At 51.1% G+C, this 22,751-nt stretch carries 20 protein-coding genes and 1 tRNA gene; 14 read left to right on the top strand and 7 right to left on the bottom strand.

Annotated features, from left to right (window positions below; translation table 11 throughout):
• The first annotated feature begins 3 nt into the window (after positions 1-3).
• The 3 genes from secF to PsW64_RS13980 all read left to right on the top strand — a co-directional run bounded on the left by secF (position 4) and on the right by PsW64_RS13980 (position 2,376).
• A complete protein-coding gene (gene secF, locus PsW64_RS28220; RefSeq protein ID WP_063300595.1) occupies positions 4-945 on the top strand; it encodes a protein translocase subunit SecF in 942 nt (313 codons plus the stop codon).
• A gap of 144 nt (positions 946-1,089) precedes the next feature.
• The gene (locus tag PsW64_RS13985; protein ID WP_063290845.1) at positions 1,090-1,494 is read left to right on the top strand and encodes an Mth938-like domain-containing protein; all 405 of its coding nucleotides are present in this window, start codon (positions 1,090-1,092) and stop codon (positions 1,492-1,494) included.
• A gap of 21 nt (positions 1,495-1,515) precedes the next feature.
• Complete coding sequence (locus tag PsW64_RS13980) at positions 1,516-2,376, top strand: phytoene/squalene synthase family protein (protein ID WP_063290844.1); 861 nt, start codon at positions 1,516-1,518, stop codon at positions 2,374-2,376.
• Positions 2,377-2,430: 54 nt separating this feature from the next.
• Here the strand turns inward: PsW64_RS13980 and trmFO are convergent, their stop codons facing one another.
• The gene (gene trmFO / locus PsW64_RS13975; RefSeq protein ID WP_082831116.1) at positions 2,431-3,828 is read right to left on the bottom strand and encodes a methylenetetrahydrofolate--tRNA-(uracil(54)-C(5))-methyltransferase (FADH(2)-oxidizing) TrmFO; all 1,398 of its coding nucleotides are present in this window, start codon (positions 3,826-3,828) and stop codon (positions 2,431-2,433) included.
• A gap of 235 nt (positions 3,829-4,063) precedes the next feature.
• Between trmFO and PsW64_RS13970 the strand changes: the two genes are divergently transcribed.
• Entirely contained in the window at positions 4,064-4,648 is a 585-nt protein-coding gene (locus PsW64_RS13970) for a hypothetical protein (protein WP_208980783.1), read from the top strand.
• A gap of 681 nt (positions 4,649-5,329) precedes the next feature.
• Here the strand turns inward: PsW64_RS13970 and uvrA are convergent.
• Complete coding sequence (gene uvrA / locus PsW64_RS13960) at positions 5,330-8,263, bottom strand: excinuclease ABC subunit UvrA (protein WP_063304008.1); 2,934 nt, start codon at positions 8,261-8,263, stop codon at positions 5,330-5,332.
• Positions 8,264-8,664: 401 nt separating this feature from the next.
• Here uvrA and PsW64_RS13955 point away from each other — a divergent pair, with 401 nt between their 5' ends.
• Positions 8,665-9,222, top strand: coding sequence for a single-stranded DNA-binding protein (locus PsW64_RS13955; RefSeq protein WP_063304007.1), 558 nt, complete (start codon positions 8,665-8,667; stop codon positions 9,220-9,222).
• Positions 9,223-9,489: 267 nt separating this feature from the next.
• On the opposite strand, the gene PsW64_RS13950 is transcribed toward PsW64_RS13955, so the two are convergent.
• Positions 9,490-9,564: transfer RNA gene (locus PsW64_RS13950), tRNA-Glu, on the bottom strand.
• Between the two features lie 190 nt (positions 9,565-9,754).
• Positions 9,755-10,195: a lactoylglutathione lyase gene (gene gloA, locus PsW64_RS13945; RefSeq protein ID WP_063304006.1), complete on the bottom strand. Its 441-nt coding sequence runs from the start codon at positions 10,193-10,195 to the stop codon at positions 9,755-9,757.
• A gap of 417 nt (positions 10,196-10,612) precedes the next feature.
• On the opposite strand from gloA, the gene PsW64_RS13940 reads away from it, so the two are divergent.
• Positions 10,613-11,194 (top strand): cold-shock protein, encoded by a 582-nt coding sequence (locus tag PsW64_RS13940; protein ID WP_057466310.1) that lies wholly within the window; start codon positions 10,613-10,615, stop codon positions 11,192-11,194.
• A gap of 116 nt (positions 11,195-11,310) precedes the next feature.
• Complete coding sequence (locus PsW64_RS13935; protein ID WP_208980782.1) at positions 11,311-11,748, top strand: DUF192 domain-containing protein; 438 nt, start codon at positions 11,311-11,313, stop codon at positions 11,746-11,748.
• 64 nt (positions 11,749-11,812) lie between these two features.
• Here the strand turns inward: PsW64_RS13935 and galE are convergent, their stop codons facing one another.
• The 3 genes from galE to PsW64_RS13920 form a co-directional block, all read right to left on the bottom strand.
• Positions 11,813-12,802, bottom strand: coding sequence for a UDP-glucose 4-epimerase GalE (gene galE / locus PsW64_RS13930; protein WP_082831115.1), 990 nt, complete (start codon positions 12,800-12,802; stop codon positions 11,813-11,815).
• A gap of 69 nt (positions 12,803-12,871) precedes the next feature.
• Positions 12,872-13,804 carry a cation diffusion facilitator family transporter gene (locus PsW64_RS13925; protein ID WP_057466266.1) on the bottom strand — a complete coding sequence of 311 codons (933 nt, stop codon included), beginning with the start codon at positions 13,802-13,804 and terminating at the stop codon, positions 12,872-12,874.
• 110 nt (positions 13,805-13,914) lie between these two features.
• Positions 13,915-14,547 carry a MarC family protein gene (locus PsW64_RS13920; protein ID WP_057466267.1) on the bottom strand — a complete coding sequence of 211 codons (633 nt, stop codon included), beginning with the start codon at positions 14,545-14,547 and terminating at the stop codon, positions 13,915-13,917.
• A gap of 333 nt (positions 14,548-14,880) precedes the next feature.
• On the opposite strand from PsW64_RS13920, the gene gyrA reads away from it, so the two are divergent.
• The 7 genes from gyrA (at position 14,881) to tgt (ending at position 22,739) form a co-directional block, all read left to right on the top strand.
• Complete coding sequence (gyrA, locus tag PsW64_RS13915; protein ID WP_063304004.1) at positions 14,881-17,661, top strand: DNA gyrase subunit A; 2,781 nt, start codon at positions 14,881-14,883, stop codon at positions 17,659-17,661.
• Between the two features lie 119 nt (positions 17,662-17,780).
• Positions 17,781-18,335 (top strand): DUF4274 domain-containing protein, encoded by a 555-nt coding sequence (locus PsW64_RS13910; protein ID WP_063304003.1) that lies wholly within the window; start codon positions 17,781-17,783, stop codon positions 18,333-18,335.
• 140 nt (positions 18,336-18,475) lie between these two features.
• On the top strand, positions 18,476-18,979 hold the full coding sequence (gene coaD, locus PsW64_RS13905) for a pantetheine-phosphate adenylyltransferase (protein ID WP_063296938.1): 504 nt from the start codon (positions 18,476-18,478) through the stop codon (positions 18,977-18,979).
• Between the two features lie 199 nt (positions 18,980-19,178).
• Entirely contained in the window at positions 19,179-19,685 is a 507-nt protein-coding gene (locus tag PsW64_RS13900; RefSeq protein ID WP_063304002.1) for a peptidylprolyl isomerase, read from the top strand.
• Between the two features lie 55 nt (positions 19,686-19,740).
• Positions 19,741-20,202 (top strand): peptidylprolyl isomerase, encoded by a 462-nt coding sequence (locus PsW64_RS13895; protein ID WP_093521872.1) that lies wholly within the window; start codon positions 19,741-19,743, stop codon positions 20,200-20,202.
• 273 nt (positions 20,203-20,475) lie between these two features.
• Positions 20,476-21,561 carry a tRNA preQ1(34) S-adenosylmethionine ribosyltransferase-isomerase QueA gene (gene queA / locus PsW64_RS13890; protein WP_063304001.1) on the top strand — a complete coding sequence of 362 codons (1,086 nt, stop codon included), beginning with the start codon at positions 20,476-20,478 and terminating at the stop codon, positions 21,559-21,561.
• Positions 21,558-22,739 (top strand): tRNA guanosine(34) transglycosylase Tgt, encoded by a 1,182-nt coding sequence (gene tgt, locus PsW64_RS13885; RefSeq protein ID WP_063304000.1) that lies wholly within the window; start codon positions 21,558-21,560, stop codon positions 22,737-22,739. The genes queA and tgt overlap by 4 nt, the downstream gene beginning before the upstream one ends.
• Positions 22,740-22,751 lie beyond the last annotated feature (12 nt).

Below are 22,751 nucleotides of genomic sequence, written 5' to 3'. Positions count from 1 at the left end.
CCTATGAAACTTCTTAGACTTGTTCCGGAGCAGACCAACTTCCGCTTTATGCATTGGCGGGTGTTGAGTTTTCCGTTTTCTGGAATTACGGCAGTTCTTTCCGTTGTGCTGTTCCTGACAATCGGCCTGAATTACGGCATCGATTTTAAGGGCGGAACACTGATTGAGCTGCAGTCCACAAGCGGTCCTGCGAACCTTTCTGAAATTCGGCGGACCCTTGGTGGTCTTGATCTGGGTGATGTGCAGGTGCAGGAATTCGGTAGTCCTACCGAAGTTCTGATCCGCATTGAATCTCAGGGCGAAGGTGAAAGCGCCCAGCAGGATGTGGTTGAGAGTGTCCGTGGTGCCTTTACCGATGGATATGAATTCCGCAGAACTGAAGTGGTTGGACCTCGAGTCTCCGGTGAGCTTGCTTATGCAGGAACGCTGGCGGTCGGGTCTGCCTTGCTGATGATCATGTTTTACATCTGGTTCCGCTTTGAATGGCAGTTCGCAGTTGGCGCGATCATCACCACCTTCAATGATATCCTGCTGACGGTTGGCTTGTTTGCGGTGTTGCAGCTGGACTTTACGCTGTCCAGTATTGCGGCGGTGCTGACGATTATCGGTTACTCACTTAACGATACGGTGGTTGTTTATGACCGTATTCGTGAGAACCTGCGTCGTTACAAGCGTCTTTCTCTGGAAGAGCTGCTTGATAAGTCCATCAACGAGACTCTGTCCCGTACAACAATGACATCCGTGACCACTTTGCTCGCGCTGTTTGCGTTGTACTTCCTGGGCGGTGAAGTGATCCAGTCCTTCGTGCTGGCGATGATCTTCGGTATCGTGATCGGGACTTATTCTTCTATCTTCCTTGCTTCTCCGCTGCTGATGCTCATGAAGCTTCGCACCAGCGTGTTTGACAAGAAAGACGACGAAACATCTCCGGCAAAATCTGCTTAACCAACGGAAACAGCTAGTGTTTTAGATGGGGCTGACCACAGTTGTGGTCAGCCCCATTTTCTATTGGACATTCTTTCGCGTGTAATTAAACAGAGGCTATCAATTTGCGCGTATACTGGGCGAAAATAGCCATTGGAGGACACTATGGGAAAACGTGGAGAGCCTTTGGAAGTGCGGGATGCGCATTATCCAAGTATGGTTCAAATCGACGCCTACGGAAATGGCGGCTTTCGATTTGCCGATATGTCTCATCGTGGATCGCTGATGTGTGTGCCGTCTGGCGTTTATGGCTGGTCGCCTACCAGCTTTGATGAAGTTACGGATGAAGCACTGGCGCAAATCCTTGCAGAGTCTGACGACATTGAAGTGCTGTTGATTGGTGCTGGTGACGAGTTGAAGCCATTTCCGGAGTCTCGTAAGGGGCCGTTTCGTGAGAGGGGCATCATGGTCGATAGCATGTCCACTGGTGCTGCTGTGCGCACATACAATGTGCTTCTTGGTGAAGACCGCGCTGTTGCAGCCGTGTTTATTGCAGTTGAAGACGTTTAAGAAGAAGCGTGGAACCCAGCTATGAGCCAGGCCTATGACCACTGTAATGATTTCGTAAAACGCTTCTCCTACGAGCGTTACCTGAGCACATTGTATGCTCCGATTATTGCGCGTCCGAGTTTGATTGCCCTTTACGCCTTTGCCTGTGAGATTGCGCGTATCCGAGAACTGGTCAATGAGCCGATGCCCGGAGAAATTCGCCTGCAATGGTGGCATGATGCGCTGAGTGGAACTGATCATGGCGATGTGATGCACAACCCGGTTGCGCAGGCGATCATTGAGACGATTGAGCATCATAAACTGCCAAGAGAGCCGTTCCTCAACCTGATTTCTGCGCGCCGGTTTGATCTTTATTCCGATCCAATGCCAACCATCAATGATCTGGAAGGGTATTGCGGGGAGACCAGCTCTACAGTGGTTTTGCTGGCCTCTATGATATTGAGCGGAAAACCAGCTGATCGCCAGCTTTCTGATGCCAGCGGGCATGGTGGTGTGGCGTATGCGCTCTCTGGCTTGATGCAGACGCTTGCGTGGCAGGCTTCGCGGCACCAGCAGTTCCTTCCCAAAGATGTGATGGAACGACACGGTGTGGATGCCAATGCCTTGCGAGGGAACCGTTCAAATGATGCTGTCTGGGCGGCTTTTGAAGAAATGGTGGAGCTGAGCAAAAAGCATCTTGATGATTGTGAGAGTGCACTGGAAGGGATTGACCCGTCTGTGCTGCCTGCGTTTTTGCCCGTGTTTCAGGTGGAGCTGTTCTTCAATGAGGCGGACAAAGATAGTTTTGAGCCGCTGCAGGTTTGCGGTGGGGCGCCGCATATGCGCCGTGTCTGGCATATGTGGCGGACATCTCGTCGCCTCACCAAACTTTCGCGGAAATAGAAAAAGGCCGGAGTTTCCGGCCTTTCCTGTCTCTAATAGCATGCTGCGTACGCGTTAGACGTTCGCGACCCATGCTTTAAAGTCATCCAGACCACGCTTGGCCATAACCTGCTTTTTAAGGCGGGTCTTTTCTTTGCCGCGCAGGCGCTTGCCTTCCGGATGCTTCGGCATTTCGTCCAGAGGAGGCAGGAGGCCGAAGTTGATGTTCATTGGCTGGAAGGAACGCGGGCCGGAGCCATCTTCGCGATCGATGTGACCGCCCGTGATATGGTTGACGATTGCACCGCATGCAGTTGTGACTGGCGGAGGTGCGATGTCGGTTCCAAGTGCCTGATGAGCTGCAAACAGACCTGTCAAACATCCAACAGCGGTGGATTCCACATAACCTTCACAGCCGGTGATCTGACCTGCGAAACGCACGTGTGGTAGAGCTTTGAGGCGCATTTGATCATCGAGAAGACGCGGTGAATTGAGGAAGGTGTTGCGGTGCAGGCCGCCGAGGCGGGCAAACTGAGCTTCTTCCAGACCCGGGATCATGCGGAGAATTTCTGCCTGTGCGCCGTACTTCAGTTTGGTCTGAAAACCAACCATGTTGTAAAGCGTGCCAAGGGCATTGTCCTGACGCAGCTGCACCACAGCGTAGGCCTTGATGTCTGGCTGATGGGCATTGGTCAGGCCCATTGGTTTCATTGGGCCGTGGCGCAGAGTTTCGCGGCCACGTTCTGCCATCACTTCAATTGGCAGGCAGCCATCAAAGTAAGGCGTGTTTTCTTCCCATTCCTTGAAAGAGGTCTTTTCGCCACCGATCAGTGCATCGATAAAGGCTTCGTATTGCTCTTTATCCATTGGGCAGTTGATGTAATCTTTACCCGTACCGCCCGGGCCGACTTTGTCGTAGCGAGACTGAAACCATGCCTTGTCCATATTGATGGATTCAGTGTGGATGATCGGTGCAATCGCATCAAAAAAGGCGAGGGAGTCTTCGCCGGTTGCTTGCAGGATCTGCTCGGAAAGAGCTGGAGATGTGAGCGGGCCGGTTGCAAGAATGACCTGACCGCTTTCTGCTGATGGAATTTCAGTCACTTCTTCGCGGAGGATCTCTACGTTCTCGTGGCCTTCCAGCGCGGCTTGTACAGCTTGGGAAAATCCATCGCGGTCCACGGCCAGTGCGCCGCCAGCAGGCACTTTGTTGGCATCTGCGCATCTCATGATCAGGGAGCCAGCGGCACGCAGCTCAGCATGAAGCAGGCCAACGGCATTGTTTTCGGCATCGTCAGAACGGAATGAGTTGGAGCACACCAGTTCTGCAAGGCCATCTGTTTTGTGTGCATCGGTCTCACGTGTTGGGCGCATTTCGTGCAGAACGACCTTCAGGCCTTTTTCTGCGATCTGCCATGCTGCTTCGGAGCCTGCCAGGCCGCCGCCAACCACGTGTATGGGCTGCTTCGTCATTTCCTATCCAATCGACTGGGCTTCTGTTGCGCCAAAGCGTCTGATGAAGCCTAAGTGTTTATCGCTTGCGAATTGCTTAGCCTCTGAACTTGCTCAGTTCAATCATTTAGGCCATCAATCTTCCATGGTTGTGCAAAGTGATTCACAAAAACACATGTATTTTTCAAATAAGAAACTGAAGAAAATTTCTCAGGCCTTCGTGATTGCAGTTGGCGCAATTGGGCTAACTGCGTGCATGAGTCAAATTAATAGAAAGCCAAGTACCTGGTATACTCAGATGGGTGGCATCGAAAACAAAGGTGACACACTGTACATCTGTCATGGTTTCGGCTGCGAATATCGCACGGCTGTGACGTTTAGCCAGAAAGACAAACAGCGATTACGCACGATTTTGAAGCGAGGGCATCGAAGCCCTGAGGCAGAACGCGCTGCAATTTCCAAAGCGGTGCAGTGGCAAGAAAATCGTGTTGGGCCTGTGGTTGGGTCATCCAATGATATTGGTGGGCTGGATATGGGTAATGGCAACGTTAAAGGGCAGATGGATTGCATTGACGAGGCGACCAACACGACAAGCCTGCTGGTTTATGCGGGTTCTCAGGGTTGGCTCAAATACCACCGTGCGGCGCGGCCTGCCTCTCGTGGTTTCTTCCTTGATGGTAAGTATCCGCATGCTTCAGCTGTTGTGGTGGATACAACGACTGAAATTCCATGGGTGGTAGACAGCTGGCGCCTGAGTAATGGCAAGCCGCCGGATATTCTGCATATGACTAAGTGGCTGAATATGACCAGCGCTGATTTGGAAAACCCATCAGGCAGGTGATCTGGTGATGAGAGTTGCGCAGTGATGTGCGTAAAGCAGTGATGATTTGGAGAGCGTATCAGCGAGGCTGGTGCGCTTTTCTTTTGTGTGATTGCTTTACTGAGGACGATAGGCAGTTTTGAGGAAAATAGGCCCTTAAAACAGCTAACGCCCGTCGATGGGAGGAACGACGGGCGAAGCTAGTAAACAGAGAACTGGGAGGAAATCTCTGTTTAGAACCATCAAGCAGCTTGGGAGGAGGTGCTGCCTGAGGATTGTATGTTAGGCTGCCGAGGTTTAATTGGGAGGAGTTCCTCAGCGGCCTTGAGTTGGTTTATACAAAAGACTTTCCAATTGTGCATCACATCATTTCGCATGTCCGATATGCTAAAAATGCATGGCATTATGGCAAATGATGGCGCTACCATTCTTCAAAACGACATAAATGCTAAAATTAACGATTGTGCAGTGCGGTAATTTTGTGATTTGCGGCACAAATCTGCATACCTGAAGGGCTGGGAGTGCTGTTTTTAGGCAGTTGGTGCTGAAAACTTAATCATATCTCAATGTGTCGCCGGCTTTGGGTGGGGTTTGCAGAGGCTCGGCGCCAGTTGGTATTTTGTGTTGTTTTCGCGGAAAGAGACTGTTGGGGTGGTGGTCTTTGCAAAAAAATGACCGGGACAGAGCCCGGTCATTTGGTTTTTATTCTGCGGCGTCCAGCTTGTTGGCGCTTCGCCTTTCAAACAATTCCTTGAGGAAGTGTCCCGTATAGCTCTCTGGTACCTCTGCCACATCCTCTGGGCGGCCGGTTGCGACGATGGTTCCGCCGCCGTCCCCGCCTTCAGGGCCAAGGTCAAGGATCCAGTCTGCGGTTCTGATCACTTCCAGATTGTGTTCGATCACGAGGACTGTGTTGCCCTGATCGACCAGCTCATGAAGGACATCGAGCAGCTTGGCGACATCGTGGAAATGGAGACCGGTTGTTGGTTCGTCCAGAATATAGAGCGTACGGCCAGTTGAGCGTTTGGAAAGTTCCTTTGCCAGTTTCACACGTTGTGCTTCACCGCCGGACAATGTGGTCGCCTGCTGGCCGACCTTGATGTAGCCGAGGCCCACACGGGCGAGGGTTTCCATTTTGTCGCGGATGGATGGCACGGCAGAGAAGAAGCTTGCTGCTTCTTCAACGGTCATGTCCAGTACATCTGCAATGGATTTGCCCTTGAACTGAACTTCCAGTGTCTCGCGATTGTAGCGCTTGCCCTTACAAACATCACAGGTGACATACACATCAGGTAGGAAGTGCATCTCGATCTTGATAACACCGTCACCCTGACAGGCTTCGCAGCGTCCGCCTTTTACGTTGAAGGAGAAGCGGCCTGGCGCGTAGCCGCGCGTTTTCGCTTCCGGCATGCCTGCAAACCACTCCCGGATTGGAGTGAAGGCGCCTGTGTAGGTTGCCGGGTTGGAACGCGGCGTTCTGCCAATAGGGGACTGATCAATGTCGATGACTTTGTCCAGACGCTCCAGGCCTTCAATCCGGTCATGCGGAGCAGGGTTGTCGCGTGCGCCATTGAGGCGACGAGCGGTTGCCTTGTAGACAGTATCGATCAGGAATGTGGATTTGCCGCCACCAGATACGCCGGTTACGCAGGTAAATGTGCCAAGCGGGATGGTTGCATTCACGTCTTTGAGGTTGTTGCCGCGTGCGCCGAACACCTTGATCTGACGGTTCTTGTCAATCTTGCGCGGCTCATCTGGTTGCGGAATGCTCATTTTGCCGGAAAGATACTTGCCGGTGAGGGAGGCCGGATTGGCCATCACTTCATCTGGAGTGCCTTTGGCAACAACCTGTCCGCCGTGGATGCCTGCGCCCGGACCCACATCTACCACGTAATCCGCGGTGAGGACGGCATCTTCGTCGTGTTCTACCACAATGACTGTGTTGCCCAGGTTGCGCAGGTGTTTCAGGGTTTCCAGAAGGCGGGCATTGTCGCGCTGATGCAGGCCGATTGATGGTTCATCCAGAACGTAAAGCACACCGGTCAGGCCGGAACCGATCTGGGAGGCCAGGCGAATACGTTGGCTCTCACCACCAGACAAGGTTCCGGAAGAGCGGTCCATGGAAAGGTATTCCAGACCAACATCGTTGAGGAACTTCAAGCGCTCACGGATTTCCTTGAGGATGCGATATGCGATTTCGTTTTGTTTATCGGAGAGCTTTTCATCAATGCTGGAGAACCAGTCATGTGCGGTTTTGATGGAAAGGGCTGTGATCTCGCCTATATGGCGATCTGCTATTTTGACGCAAAGAGCCTCAGGCTTGAGGCGGTAGCCTTTACAAGCATCGCAAGCATGGTCGGATTGGTAGCGTGAGAGCTCATCGCGCACCATCTGAGAATCTGTTTCACGCCAGCGCCGCTCGATGTTGCCGACAACGCCTTCGAATGGCTTTTCGGTTTTGTAAGAGCGGGTGCCGTCATCATAAACAAACTGCACTTTTGTGTTGCCGGTTCCGAATAGCACCGCATTGCGGAAGTCTTCCGGAAGGTCTTTCCAGGCTTTGGTCATTGGCTGCTTATGATGCTTGGCCAATGCTTCCAGTGTTTGCGTGTAATAAGGAGAGGTTGAGCCGGTTTTTGACCATGGCAGGATCGCGCCGCCTCGAAGGGACAGGGTTTGGTCCGGTACAACGAGTTCGGCTTCAAACGCCAGTTTTGTGCCGAGACCATCGCAAGTCGGGCATGCGCCAAACGGGTTGTTGAACGAGAACAGACGCGGTTCAATCTCCGGGATGGTGAAGCCGGAGACCGGGCAAGCGAACTTTTCAGAGAAAATGAGCTGCTTTGCTTTGCCTTTTTCATCCTGCTGATCTGCAAACTCAACAGTAGCGAGGCCTTCAGCCAGCTCTAGTGCGGTTTCCAGAGAATCTGCCAGGCGGCCAGCCATATCTTCGCGCACAACGATACGGTCAACAACGACATCAATATCGTGTTTGAACTTCTTATCCAGAGCGGGCGCATCGGCGATTTCATAATACTCGCCGTCAACTTTTACGCGCTGGAAGCCCTTTTTCATGAGCTCAGCGAGTTCTTTTCTATACTCACCTTTGCGGCCACGCACGATTGGTGCCAGCAGGTAAAGGCGGGTTCCTTCTTCTAATGTCAGAATACGGTCTACCATTTGGGAGACGGTCTGACTTTCAATTGGAAGGCCCGTTGCCGGAGAGTATGGAATGCCTACGCGCGCGAACAGAAGGCGCATGTAGTCATAGATTTCTGTGACTGTGCCGACTGTGGAACGTGGGTTTTTGGAGGTTGTTTTCTGTTCAATGGAGATTGCAGGTGACAGGCCGTCGATCTGATCTACGTCCGGTTTCTGCATCATTTCAAGGAACTGGCGGGCGTAAGCGCTCAGGCTTTCAACGTAGCGGCGCTGCCCTTCAGCGTAAATCGTATCGAAGGCAAGAGAGGATTTGCCTGAGCCGGACAGGCCTGTCATGACGATCAGGCTGTCTCGTGGAAGATCCAGGTCCACATTCTTCAAGTTATGTTCGCGAGCGCCACGTACAGTGATCTGCTTCATAAGGTCTGCGCGCGCGGGAGTATTTTGTGTGTCATGTGTTGGCGACTTCGCCATGGAACTGTCCTTTATCACGGATACCGAGTTCGCATATAAAAAGCAAAACAGGTCTGGGCGCGATCCTCAAAATGCAGGAGAATGAGCGCTGGAAATCAGGTGGAACATAAACGGAACAATTTTAAGGAGCAAGCCTTTTTGAGTTTGCTCTCGTAAATTTGTCTTTTAGAAAAATTGAGAGTTGAACTTGGCAGTTTTGCAAGGCATTGTATCGGAACAAAAATAGAACGAGCAGAGAGCCTTGCTTGCGGGCGCCTGATATTCCGACTGAAAGCCTAGGAAATGTGGACAACCACCGCGGGTTTGAGAAAGTCTGTTTGAATTGTAGAGCGCGGAGCATAGGTTACTTGCCAACTTAACTCGCTTAAACTTTGGGTGGGTTCAGACTTAGGAGTAATTCAATGGCCGGTAGCGTCAATAAAGTCATTTTGGTTGGAAATTTGGGCGCAGATCCGGAAATTCGCCGTACGCAGGACGGTCGTCCGATCGTCAACTTGCGTATCGCTACTTCGGAGAGCTGGCGTGACCGTAACAGCGGCGAGCGCCGTGAGCGGACCGAATGGCACCGTGTTGTTGTGTTTAATGAAGGTCTTGCAAAGGTTGCCGAGCAATTCCTGCGCAAAGGCTCCAAGGTTTACATCGAAGGTCAGTTGCAAACTCGCAAATGGCAGGACCAGAGCGGCCAGGATAAATACTCCACCGAGATTGTTCTGCAGGGCTTCAACTCTACGCTGACTATGCTTGATGGTCGCGGCGAAGGCGGTGGTGCAGGCGGCCAGGGTGGCCAGTCCGGAGGCTTCGGCGGCAGCGGCGGCGGTGGCGGCGGATACGACCAGGGCGGTGGCTTTGGTGGTGGTGGCTCCAGCAATCAGGGCGGCGGCTTCGGCGGTGGCGGCGGTGGTGGCCAAGCACCATCTGGCGGCTTCGGCGGTGGAATGGACGACGAAATTCCGTTCTAAGCCAAGCATGTAATTCAAGATGGCCCGGAGTGAGCGCAGGTTCACGACCGGGCTTTTTTGTGTTCCGGCGTGAGGTCCTGATCAGAGGGTGATGCGGGTAAGGGTCTTACCTTGCGACTTTACTCGGGCTTAAATGGATTGGTTGCAGCTATGGGGATTGGAGAGCTTGTTTGCAGAGATGTGTCGTCAGTGCTTGCTCTCAAAATAATAGAGAAACAGCGCATAAAGATGCGATGCTAGCAAAACAAATAAATTAAAGGAGAGAATTGGTACGCCCAAGGGGAATCGAACCCCTGTTTCCGCCGTGAAAGGGCGGCGTCCTAACCGCTAGACGATGGGCGCACACTACAGCATTTGCGCAATGTGGCGCGCTGTGAGGTGGCTTATAAGTTTTCAGTAGGATATTGTCTAGTGCTTAAAATTTTATAATTCAAACAATCCACAAATATGGATTTGGTCTATTCTTTTCTTAATTATTGTTAGATTTCAGCGCCTCAATTGAAATTGAGGCGCTGAAATACTTGTGCTGAAATTACCAGCTGCCGGTGTTGCCCATGGAGAGCCATGGCTCAGCTGGTTCAAGGCTTTCACCTTTTTGCAAAAGCTCAATGGAAATTCCATCTGGAGAAACAATGAATGCCATACGGCCGTCGCGTGGTGGTCGGTTGATTGTGATCCCAGAGGCTTGAAGCTTTTCGCAGGTCTCATAGATATTGTCGACTTCATAAGCGAGGTGGCCGAAGTTGCGACCTCCGGCGTACTCTTCCGGATCCCAGTTGTATGTTAGCTCGAGTGCTGGTGCGGAAGATGCGCTGAAGCTTTCTTTGTCTTCAGGCGCAGCCAGGAAGACAAGCGTGAAGCGGCCAGCTTCGCTTTCGTGACGGCGAACTTCTTCCAGCCCAAAGATACTGCAATAAAACTTCAGGGATTCATCAAGATCTTTAACGCGGACCATGGTGTGTAGATAACGCATGTCGAACTCTTTCTTTTATGGGATTGGCTCTATGAAGTGGGAACCAGCAGAGGTTGAAGTTGGCCGAAGCTAGCGCGAAAAAAGCTAGGAGGGAAGGGTGCCTAGTATTTCTGAATTCTGAATATGCAAGGTATGCTCCGCAATAGTGTGTATCTGATGACAAGCGGAGACTTTGAAAGTAACGCGGGGATTCATGGGATAAAATCTTCAGTAGTGTTAGCTATACCCCCTCCAAACTTCAGGTAAATGGTGTTGATAGGACAACACTAACCAAATCAATGGGGGATCATTTAGCTCTTTGTTAATTTTTTACCTTTTTGCCGTCGGGCGTAATGATATTCTTTTTGTGGAATCAAGTGGTGTTCGGTTTTGATCGAGCGTTACATTTCAGATGCGGCAAATTTCGGGGCATTCATCATGGTGGTAAAAACGGCGCCTCAGTTAGGCTCTGTCGAGGACCTGGTTGACGATACAGCCTTAGATGTTCTTCAAGTGGCAGGAACAATCAAGTGGTTTGATATTGGTAAAGGCTATGGTTTTGTAGAGCCGGAAGACGATCTGCCTGACGTCTTGTTGCATGTTACATGCTTGCGCAGGGACGGCTATCAGACGGCGTATGAAGGCGCGCGTGTTGTTTGCGAGGTGCTTAATCGTCCGCGCGGATTGCAGGCGATGCGCATTCTTTCCATGGATGAGAGTTATGCGGTTCATCCTTCTCAGCTGCCACCGTCTCGGACGCACGTGCAGGTGACGCCAGAGGGTAGCTTTATCGACGCGGAAGTAAAATGGTTTAACCGGGTCAAGGGCTTTGGTTTCCTGACGCGCGGCGAAGGCACGGAAGATATCTTCATTCATATGGAAACGCTACGTCGTTTCGGTATTACTGAGTTGCGGCCTGGGCAAAAGGTGCAGGTGCGCTTTGGTGATGGGCCGAAAGGCAAGATGGCTGCGGAAGTTCGGCCTGTCGGGAGTGGTACTCACATTCCGGCATCGCACTGACGAGAGTCTTACCATTTTCAGATCACATTCCTGAGATTTGCTAGTTTTAAGCCCTTGGTGACTTGCCAAGGGTTTTTCTTTGGCTCAAAGCTAAAGAAAACGAGGTTTAGGGCTATATGACGGTTCTTCGAATTGCTTTCATTTTTGTTTTGCTGGGTATGACATCGACGGTTGCTGCGGGTATGAGAACTGAAATTCTTGAAGTGCGTAGTGTCAATGGAACGCATGAGTTCCAAGTTCAGGTCGCTGAAACGCCTGATGACAGGGCTCAAGGCTTGATGGGCCGAACGGATCTGACAGCTGATCAGGGGATGCTGTTCATTTTCCCGCAGTCGGGTCTTCAGTACTTTTGGATGAAGAATACGCCGACTTCGCTCGATATCATTTTCATCGGGTCTGATTATAAAGTTAAAAGTATTGCTGCGAACACAGTGCCGTACTCGGAGGAGATTATCCCTTCCGGTTTGCCTGCTCAATATGTTTTAGAGGTGGTGGCTGGGCGCGCGGCTGAATTGGGTATTCAGCCCGGAGATCGTGTTATCCGTATCCCATAGATGAAGCGTTTAGTGCTTCGCAGAAAAGTGTGCCGACTGAGGAGTTCAGCCGGCGCAATAGCGTCTAAAGACTGTTTTTGAATTGGAGCTTTTTCTCCCAATCCAGCGCATGCTTTACGATTGTTGGCAGATCATCAAAGCGAGGCTTCCATTCCAGATTGCTCATGATTCTGAAGTTGTCTGCGACAACTTTTGGAGAGTCGCCAGCACGGCGCGGCTCTTTTTTCACCTCAAAATTAACGTCTGATACGGCTTTCACAGCGTCGATGACCTGAAGGACTGAGTAGCCGTCACCGTAGCCTGCGTTCATGATAATGCTATCTCCGCCATCGCGCAGGCGTTTTAGGGCGAGGTAATGTGCGCTTGCGAGGTCGGAAACGTGGATGTAATCGCGCACTCCAGTCCCATCTGGTGTGTCGAAATCATCGCCAAAAATGCCGAGATGGGTACGCTTACCGAGGGCAGCTTCGCAGGCCACTTTGATCAGATGTGTCGCATTCTTGGTGGACTGGCCAGTGCGACCTTCCGGATCAGCGCCTGCCACATTAAAATAGCGTAGAGCCGTGTATTTGAACTCGTGGGCGGCGGCCGTATCGCGCAGCATAAGTTCTGTCATCAACTTTGAGGTGCCGTAAGGGCTTAAGGGGGTTAGAGGGGTGTCTTCAGAAACTGGAATAACTTCTGGATCACCATAAACCGCTGCGGTTGATGAGAAGATGAAATGCTTGATGCCACTCTTCACACAGGCTTCAATTAATGCGCGTGAGGCTGCTGTGTTATTCTCATAATATTTCAATGGGTTAGAGACGGATTCTGGGACGATAATTGAGCCCGCGAAGTGAATGACCGCAGAGATGTCGTGGTTGCGGAAGATTGTCTGGAGCAGATTAAGGTCTGTGATTTCGCCTTCGTAAAGCTTGGTGCTTTGCGGGATGGCCCAATCGAAGCCCGTGGACAGGTTGTCTATGACGACAAAATCCTCTCCTGCGTCGTGAAGACACCACGTCATGTGGCTTCCAATATATCCGCAGCCGCCTGTTACAAGTATGGTCATTGTCTGCTCCAAAATTCTTAGTATGTAAGCTTCTTAAGGGGCTAATCTGTGTGTCACTAGGCGGATAAACTACTCGCCCTCAAGAATCTGATGATCGCGTGCAGCCTGAACTTCAAGGAATACGCGTCCGATCAGTGGCTGCGCCCGTTTGATTGTGTCTTCCAGCGAGAAGATGACTTCTTCAACTGCGCCTGCTGTCAGGGCGTCTTCGAAATCCAATGAGGCTGCGAGAAGGACATCATTTGGACCCAGGTGTAGCGTGCGAATCTCATTCACGCCTTTGACGGCTGCTGGTGCTTGTAGAATTTCTCGTACGGAGGCAACAAGTTCGTCAGAAGCGCTTTCGCCGATGAGGAGGCCTTTCGTCTCCAGCGCCAGTACAAATGCTGTGCCTGCGAGGATGAGGCCAATTACGACAGAGGCTGCTCCGTCCAGCCATGCAATGCCCAAAGCTTGAGCGCCGTAGATGCCGGCAAATGCTACGAGCAGGCCAAGCATTGCGGCTGTATCTTCGAAAAGTACAGTGAAAACTGTTGGGTCTTTGCTGTCGCGCACAGCGGCAAGGAAAGGGCGCTTGCCTTTGGTTTTTTTGAACTCTTTGTAGGCGACCATCCAGGCCCAGCCTTCAAAAATGATTGCGAGTCCAAGGACGATGTAAGCGATCAGGGCAGATTCAATCGGGTGAGGATTGAGAATTTTCTGAATGCCTTCGTAGAGCGAAATCCCTGCACCAACGGCGAAAATCATGATGGCGACGACAAATGCCCAGAAGTAAATTTCTGAGCCGTATCCGAACGGGTGTTTTTCATCTGCAGGTTTTTCAGCGCGCTTCATGCCAAGCAGCAGGAGGCCCTGGTTTCCTGTGTCAACGAGCGAGTGAATGCCTTCGGATAGCATTGCGGCAGACCCGGTATAGGCTGCGGCAGCAAATTTGGTGATTGAAATGAGTGTGTTGCCAGCAAGGGCGGCGAAAATCACTTTTTTTGAGCCGTGGGCAGCCATTCGAATCCTCCGTAAAATACAAGGTGACTTTACGAAGGGGATTTGGGACTGCAAGCTTTAACTCATTTGGAGAGAAGAGCGCCCACAAGAGGTATGGGCGCTCACCTGAATTATGAATGCATCTCGATTAACGAGAAGATGCCGTCTGCAACGAACTGAACGGACAGCGCTGCGAGGATCACACCAAAAAGACGGGTGATGATGAGCTGGACTGTTGAGCCGAGCAGTTTATCGATGCGTGCTGCCAGCAGAAACACGAAGAAGCTGAGTGCGAGCACAGACAGAAGGACTGCGATCAGGCTCATCTGGCCAGCAAAGCCTGGTGCCTGACCGGCGAGCAGGATGATTGCAGAGATAGTTGCCGGACCTGCAATGAGCGGAATTGCCAGCGGGAACACTGCTGTCTGGGACAGGTCTTCCTGTTCGACAACCTTTTCCGCACTTTCAGCTTTACGCTTTTGGCGATGTTCGAACACCATCTCAGTTGCAATGATGAAGAGCAGAAGGCCGCCTGCAACCTTAAATGCAGCTTGAGAGATGCCGAGAACTTCCAGAAGCTGGCGTCCGGCAAAGAAAAATGCCAGGAGCGTGATGCCAGAAATGACTATGGCTTTAATCGCGATCTGACGGCGCTCAACACTGCTTGCCCCGGCGGTTACGGCCAGAAAAATTGGTGCCAGACCAATCGGGTCGATGGTGACAAACAGCATGGCAAATGCATTGATGAGGAACTCAATGAGCATTGCGCTTTACCTTGTATGTGGTTTAGCCCATCGTTGGGCGCTTTTACCCGCATTTCTGCGGTTCTTGAGAGGGCGCTACCAGACAATGTTGTATTTGGCAAGAGTTTGATAGGATTTTGCACTGCCTGCGTATAGCTTAGTATTTTTATGAGGAAGAGCGATGCTTTTGAGCAACGAAACTGTGTAGAAAGGCCTAGTAACCAGTGGTCGATGAGGCCGTGGGGTAAGGTAGTTGTTATTAGGTGTCTTTTCAGGGCTTGTGGCGTTTGGTTCTGCGGTTTGAATCGGCTATAAAGGCTAAGAATTCTGACTTAAAATTGATGAGAATAATCCTTGGCAGATCAGGACTTAAGTACACCACCAGGTGGCCTACCCAGCGACATTCGGCCCGTCTCTATCACAGATGAAATGAAGCGCAGCTATCTCGATTACGCAATGAGCGTGATTGTGAGCCGTGCGCTTCCCGATGTTCGTGATGGTTTGAAGCCGGTTCACCGCCGTATTCTGTATTCTATGCATGAAAACGGATATGAGTGGAACAAGCCCTATCGTAAATCCGCCCGCGTCGTTGGTGACGTTATGGGTAAATATCACCCACATGGTGATAGTGCGATTTATGATGCTCTTGTTCGTATGGCGCAGAATTTTTCCATGCGCCTGCCACTCATTAATGGGCAGGGCAACTTTGGCTCGGTTGATGGTGACCGTGCTGCAGCGATGCGTTACACAGAGTGTCGCCTCGAAAAAGTTGCTCAGACACAGCTTTCCGATATCGACAAAGATACGGTGAACTTCAATGAGAACTACGATGGCTCCGAGACGGAACCTGAAGTTCTCCCAGCACGCTATCCGAACCTACTGGTAAACGGTGCTGGCGGTATTGCTGTTGGTATGGCGACCAATATTCCGCCGCATAACATGGGTGAAGTGATTGATGGCACGATCGCAATGATCGAGCGCCCTGAAATCACTCTGCCAGAGCTGATGGAGATTATCCCGGGTCCGGACTTCCCGACCGGTGGTATTATTCTTGGCCGTGCTGGCATCAAATCAGCCTATGAGACCGGACGTGGTTCCGTTCTTATGCGCAGCCGAGTTGAGACGGAAGAAATTCGCTCAGGCCGTATGGCATTGATTGTCACTGAAATCCCTTATCAGGTGAACAAATCCTCTATGATCGAAAAGATCGCAGAGCTTGTTCGTGAAAAGCGGATTGAGGGCATCTCTGACATTCGCGACGAATCAGATCGTCGTGGCATGCGCGTTGTTATTGAGCTGAAGCGTGATGCGGTTCCTGATGTTATCCTGAACCAGCTCTATCGTTACTCTCAGCTTCAACAGAGCTTTGGCTGTAACGTGGTGGCTCTTAATGGTGGCCGTCCTGAGCAGCTTGCACTGCAGGATATGCTGAAAGCGTTTATTGCTTTCCGTGAAGAGGTTATTGGTCGCCGGACCCGGTTCCTTCTGAACAAAGCGCGTGATCGTGCTCATGTTCTCGTCGGTTTGGCTGTTGCGACTGCCAACATTGATGATGTTATTCATCTTATTCGCACAGCACCTGATCCTGCGACTGCGCGCCGTCAGCTGATGGAGCGTAACTGGCCAGCGAAAGACATCGAGCCGCTGATCCAGCTGATTGATGATCCACGCTACGCTATTCAGGAAGATGGTACGTTCAAGCTTTCTGAAGATCAGGCTCGCGCCATTCTGGATCTGCGCTTGCAGCGTCTGACTGCTCTTGGCCGTGACGAGATTGGCGATGAACTCGACAAACTGGCGACGGAGATCAAGGATTATCTTGATATTCTGCGTAGCCGTGAGCGTATTCTTCACATCGTTCGTACCGAGCTTGAAGAAGTACGTGATGAGTTTGCGACACCGCGCCGGACAGAAATTACCGATGGTGGTGGAGATCTGGATGATGAAGATCTGATCCAGCGTGAAGATATGGTCGTGACCGTATCTCATACCGGCTACATCAAACGCGTTCCTCTGGACACCTACCGTGCGCAGCGTCGTGGCGGTAAGGGTAGGTCTGGCATGCGGACGAAAGACGAAGACTTTGTAACCCGTCTGTTCGTTGCCAATACTCATACGCCGGTTCTGTTCTTCTCTTCACGCGGTATCGCTTACAAGATGAAAGTCTGGCGCTTGCCTCTGGCCAGCCCTCAGGCACGTGGTAATGCTTTGGTCAATATGCTTCCTTTAGAGCAGGGTGAACGCATCACATCTATTTTGCCGCTTCCTGAGAACGAGGAAACGTGGGCAGAGCTGGACGTGATGTTTGCGACCAAGCGTGGAACCATCCGCCGGAACAAGCTTTCAGACTTCGCTCAGATCAACAAAAACGGCAAGATCGCCATGAAGTTGGAAGAGGGCGATGGCATCGTCAACGTTATGACTTCAACGGAAGATGATGATGTTCTGCTGACGACCTCGTCGGGTATGTGTATTCGCTTCCCGGCAACAGATGTTCGTGTGTTCTCTGGCCGTAACTCCGTTGGTGTTCGTGGGATCAACCTTGCTGAGAGTGATCACGTCATCTCTATGACGATCCTTGGTCACTTTGAGTGCGATTCCGAAGAGCGGACGGCTTATCTGAAGCTTTCCCGTGCTATGCGCGGTGAGGAAGCAGAAGATAATGTGTCCTTTGAGGACGCGGGCATCTCCGAAGAACGCTTTAAAGAGATGGACGAGAGTGAAGAAGTCATTCTTACTGTTTCTGAAAAGGGTTATGGCAAGCGCACCAGCTCGTACGAGTACCGTACCACCGGTCGTGGCGGTAAGGGGATCGCGGCGATGACGGTGAATGATCGTAATGGCCGCCTGGTTGCGTCTTTCCGTAGTGAGGACAGCGACGAGATTATGCTGGTGACCGATGGTGGACAGCTGATCCGTTGCCCGGTTAACGGCATCCGCATTGCAGGTCGTTCGACACAAGGTGTGACCGTGTTCAATACCTCTGCTGAAGAGCAAGTTGTTGCAGTGGAGCGCATTAGCGAAGCTGATGATGACGAGAATGCTGAAGCTGACGACGTCGTTGAGGCTGGTGCTGAGACTGGCGAAGCTTCGGCACCTGAGGGTGACGGCGGTGAAACGCCAAGCGCTGAGTAAGTGCTGTAGATTTTAGAAAAAGGCGGGGCATGTGCTCCGCCTTTTTCGTAAGTTAACTAGAGATTTTGTATTTAGAACGACAGACGAAGTCAGCTTGGCTGGCTTTGGGAAGGACTTCAATGGATCACTATGATGTATTATGTAAATGGTGGGCGGACCCAGAAGTTCTCATCATACCAGCTGATGAAACAGATCAGATTATTGAGTGGCTCGGGCATCAAACTCCTGACACTTGGCACCAGGTTGTAATGAACTGGAATTGGGATGCCGGTAATGAGGTCTTGTCATGGATTTTGGCTCAGGATAACTGTGACAAAGGTACAGCAGCTTATATTTTCTTGGTTGAAGGGGTAGGACATTGGCTCTGGGGTGCACTTGCTGATGCAGATAAGGCGCATGATACAAAACATATTTGCCGAATAGTTTTAGACAATTGGCACCGCTATATTACTGGTGAACTTAAGCATGAGTACGATGATGACATACCTGATCAGCTCATTGAGATGTTGAGGGAAAAGGGCGATGAACATCAGCTTGCGGATACTCCATTAAAAGAGATTATGCATTACGAGGGCACGCGTGGTGCTGTGTCGAAATACGCATCCGAAGATGGCAAAATCGTTATTGCTCTCGATTACTGGATGAAGACCAAAAGCCTCGAAATTACTTCATAATAAACTAGACAAAAATACTATAAGAAATCGGATTAAACTTGAAACTCAACATTTTTCCCGTTTCAATCGCGCTAGCGCCTGAAAGGTAAGTGTCATTTATGATGCTTATGGGGAGAGGTATTTGTGACGCGAGAGATTATATGAAGCGCATTGCACTTTATCCGGGGTCTTTTGATCCTATGACACATGGCCATCTGGACATTCTGGAACAATCATTGGTTTTAGCTGATGAGGTGATTGTAGCCATTGGTATTCAGGCTTCCAAGGCCCCGTTGTTTTCCTTTGAAGAACGCGTAGAGTTGATCCGCCTTGCGTGTGAAGAACAGTTTGGAGCAGAGAATGCTGCTCGTATTCGCACTGTCTCCTTTACGGGGCTTGTCGTGGACGCCGCGCGGGAGCATGGCTCCAACATTCTGGTGCGCGGACTTAGAGATTCAACCGATCTCAACTATGAAATGCAAATGGCTGGAATGAACGGGGCTATGGCTCCTGACATCAAGACCGTATTTTTTCCAAGCTCACCTGTGATGCGCCCCATTACGGCTACACTGGTGCGCCAGATTGCAAAGATGGGGGGAGATTACAGTTCGTTTGTCCCCAAGTGTGTTGAGGCTGCGCTCAAAAAGCGCTTTGAGATTGCTTAAAAACAACGCAACAGAAAAGACTGCCTATTTGATAGGGTTAGACTTTTTTAGCGCGTCGCGTTTATGTGCAATCACGTAACACCCGCTAAATTTTGTTTTGAATGCGTATCTCTTTTCGAAAGCCAATTGGGAGTTTGGGAGGTACGCCTTGACTAAGACAAGGACAGAAATCTTGCTACGTATCCTGACAGCATGTGCGATGGTTCTGGGCGCATTTATGATGCCTTTTACCGCCAGCGCCAAAGATCTTGAAAACACGATTTATCTGGACCTGAAAGACGGGCGCGTTGAAATTGCGCTGCGTCCTGATCTTGCTCCTGAGCATGTGAAGCGTATTAAACAGCTTACGCGTGAAGGTTTTTATGATGGCATCGTATTCCATCGTGTGATTGACGGCTTCATGGCGCAGACTGGTGACCCAACCGGCACTGGCATGGGTGGCTCTGAAATGCCTGACCTGAAAGCTGAGTTCTCCAAGGCTCCGTTCAAGCGCGGTACTCTTGGCATGGCGCGTTCCCGCAGCCCGAACAGTGCGAACTCTCAGTTCTTTATCATGTTCAATGATGGGTCCTGGCTTGATGGTCAGTATACCGTATTTGGTGACGTGGTTTCCGGAATGGACGCTGTAGACAAGATCAAACGCGGTGAACCTGTTCGTAACCCTGATAAGATCATTAAAATGCAGGTTGCGGCAGACGCCAAGTAGAGGCTATGTCTGCACTCAGACTTATTCTAAGATAAAGGACAGTCCCGTGGCTGATATCAAAGATCCAGAAAACACACTGCTGCTGGAAACCACTCAGGGTAACGTTGTTATTGAACTGCGTCCTGATCTGGCACCTAACCATGTTGCTCGTATTAAAGAGCTCGCACGTGAAGGCTTTTACGACGGCATCGTGTTCCACCGTGTGATTGACGGCTTCATGGCTCAGACCGGCTGCCCACAGGGCACAGGTACTGGTGGCTCCGGCAAGAAGCTGAAAGCTGAGTTCAACGATGCGAAACACGTTCGCGGCACTTGCTCCATGGCTCGCTCTATGGATCCAAACTCCGGTGACAGCCAGTTCTTCATCTGCTTCGGCGATGCATCCTGGCTCGACGGCCAGTACACCGCTTGGGGTCAGGTTGTCGAAGGTATGGACAACGTTGACAAGATCAAACGTGGTGAACCTGTTTCCAACCCAGATAAGATCGTATCTTTGAAGGTTGCTGCAGACGCTTAATAGCGAACGCACTGCGAATTATAAAAGGCTCGGCATTTTGCCGGGCCTTTTTGTTGGGGCCATGCAAATGGACGCAGCGCTCTTCTAAACAGGTTGACCTAAATCGCGTCAGGGGGTATCTCCCTCTGGCTTCAATCGTTTGACTGCGGGACAGGTGACAGCAAGGCCTGCAGAATACAAACGGATTTGGCAATAATTCCAATAAGACAGCACGGAGATGGCGACCACATACTGTGCGGCGCTGATTTGCTGTTTTGTAAAACTGGATACCCTATGCTGGTTGATGATTTTGATTTTGATCTGCCATCGGAAAACATTGCGCTCCGCCCGGCAGTTCCGCGTGATAGTTCACGGATGTTGGTGGTGCGCCCTGATGGTGAGCAACTGCTGACAGATGATCAGGTGCTGTCTCTGCCTGACCTTTTAGAGCCGGGTGATGCGCTCGTCTTTAATGATACAAAAGTTATTCCGGCACAGCTACTTGGCTTCCGCTCGCGTGATGGTGTTACGGCAAAAGTTGGTGTGACATTGCACCAGCGTGCCAGCGCGAAGGAATGGCGTGCCTTTGTTCGTCCAGCTAAGAAACTGAAAGTTGGCGATACTGTTCGTTTTGCTTTTGATGAGGAAAGTAAAGATACTGCAGAGCTTTCTGCTGTTGTGACTGAGAAGTCTGAGGCTGGTGACATTCTGTTTGAGTTTGACCGTTCTGCCGGTGAGTTGGATGCTGCGATTGCACAGGTGGGACACATTCCGCTGCCGCCATACATTGCAGCCAAACGTGCAGAAGACGATCAGGATCGCAAAGATTATCAAACCATCTACGCAAAATATGAAGGTGCTGTTGCTGCACCCACTGCTGGCTTGCATTTTACAGATCAATTGTTTGCTGCCCTTGAAGAGCGCGGTGTTGAGAAGCACTTTGTGACGCTTCATGTGGGCGCTGGCACGTTTTTGCCAGTCAAGGCCGACAAGACTGAAGACCATAAAATGCACTTCGAATATGGCGAGATAAGCGGTGAGACAGCTGCAGCGCTCAATGCTGTTCGTGCCCGTGGCAACAAGATTGTTTCTGTTGGTACAACTTCACTGCGCATTCTTGAGAGCTCAGTTTCTGAAGATGGCGTGATTAACCCGATTTCTCAGAGCACCGATATTTTTATTACGCCGGGCTATCAGTTCAAAGCTATTGATGCGCTGATGACCAACTTCCATTTACCGCGCTCAACGCTGTTTATGCTTGTGAGTGCGCTGAGTGGTATGGACGAAATGCGCGCTGCTTATGAGCATGCGATCAGCACTGGCTATCGTTTTTACAGTTATGGAGACAGCTCGCTGCTGTTCAAGAAGGCTTCCAAATGACCGAAACATCTCGTGAAACACAGCAGAGCACCAAGCCGTTTTCCTTCAAGCTGCTGAAAACAGATGGCATGGCGCGCCGCGGTGAAATCATAACGCCACACGGCAAGGTTCGTACACCTGCGTTTATGCCGGTTGGTACACAGGCGACTGTAAAGACTATGTATCCGCAGCAGGTGCGTGATCTGGGGGCGGATGTTGTTCTCGGTAACACATACCATTTGATGCTGCGCCCGACTGCTGAACGGATTGCCAAACTTGGTGGCCTGCACAAGTTTATGGGATGGGACCACACCATTTTGACCGATTCTGGTGGGTTTCAGGTGATGTCTCTGTCTGGTCTTCGCAAGATGACAGAAGAAGGCGTAACCTTCTCGTCTCATCATGATGGGTCAAAGCATTTCATGAGCCCAGAGCGTTCTGTTGAAATTCAGGGCCTGCTTGGTTCAGATATCCAGATGCAGCTTGATGAGTGTATTGCTCTTCCAGCTGAGCGGGATGAAGTTGAGCGCGCCATGCAATTGTCTTTGCGTTGGGCTGAACGCTCCCGTGCTCAGTTTGAGAAGATGGGCGGCCCAGAAAAAGGGCAGGGCCTTTACGGTATTGTTCAGGGCGGGGATGTGCCGGATCTGCGCGTTGAATCTGCTCAGCGGCTTGGTGAGCTTCCGATGGAAGGTTATTCCGTTGGTGGTCTGGCCGTTGGTGAGCCTCAGATTGTCATGCTGAAGATGCTGGAGATCACGACGCCAGCAATGCCAAAGGACAAGCCGCGTTATCTGATGGGTGTTGGCACACCAGAAGATATTCTGGAAAGTGTCGCGCGTGGTATTGATCAGTTTGACTGTGTGATGCCAACCCGTGCTGGCCGTCATGGATTGGCCTATACCCGATTTGGTAAGGTAAACCTGAAGAATGCGCGCCATTCTGAAGACCCGCGCCCGTTGGATGAGCAATCCAATTGTGAAGCAACTTCCAAATACTCCCGCGCTTACCTACACCATCTGGTGCGTGTGAATGAAGGTCTGGCTGCGATGCTGTTGACCTGGAACAACCTTGCTTACTACCAGTACCTGATGCAGGGCATCCGTGATGCGATTGATGAAGGTCGGTTTGAAGAATTCCGCCAGCAGACCAAAGACGACTGGGCGCGTGGCGACATGGAACCTTATGTTTGGTCATAAGGTTCAGCAAGT

It is taken from the genome of Pseudovibrio sp. W64 (genome assembly GCF_001623145.1).
Taxonomy (GTDB): domain Bacteria; phylum Pseudomonadota; class Alphaproteobacteria; order Rhizobiales; family Stappiaceae; genus Pseudovibrio.
This window is presented reverse-complemented; position numbering and strand designations above follow the sequence as displayed.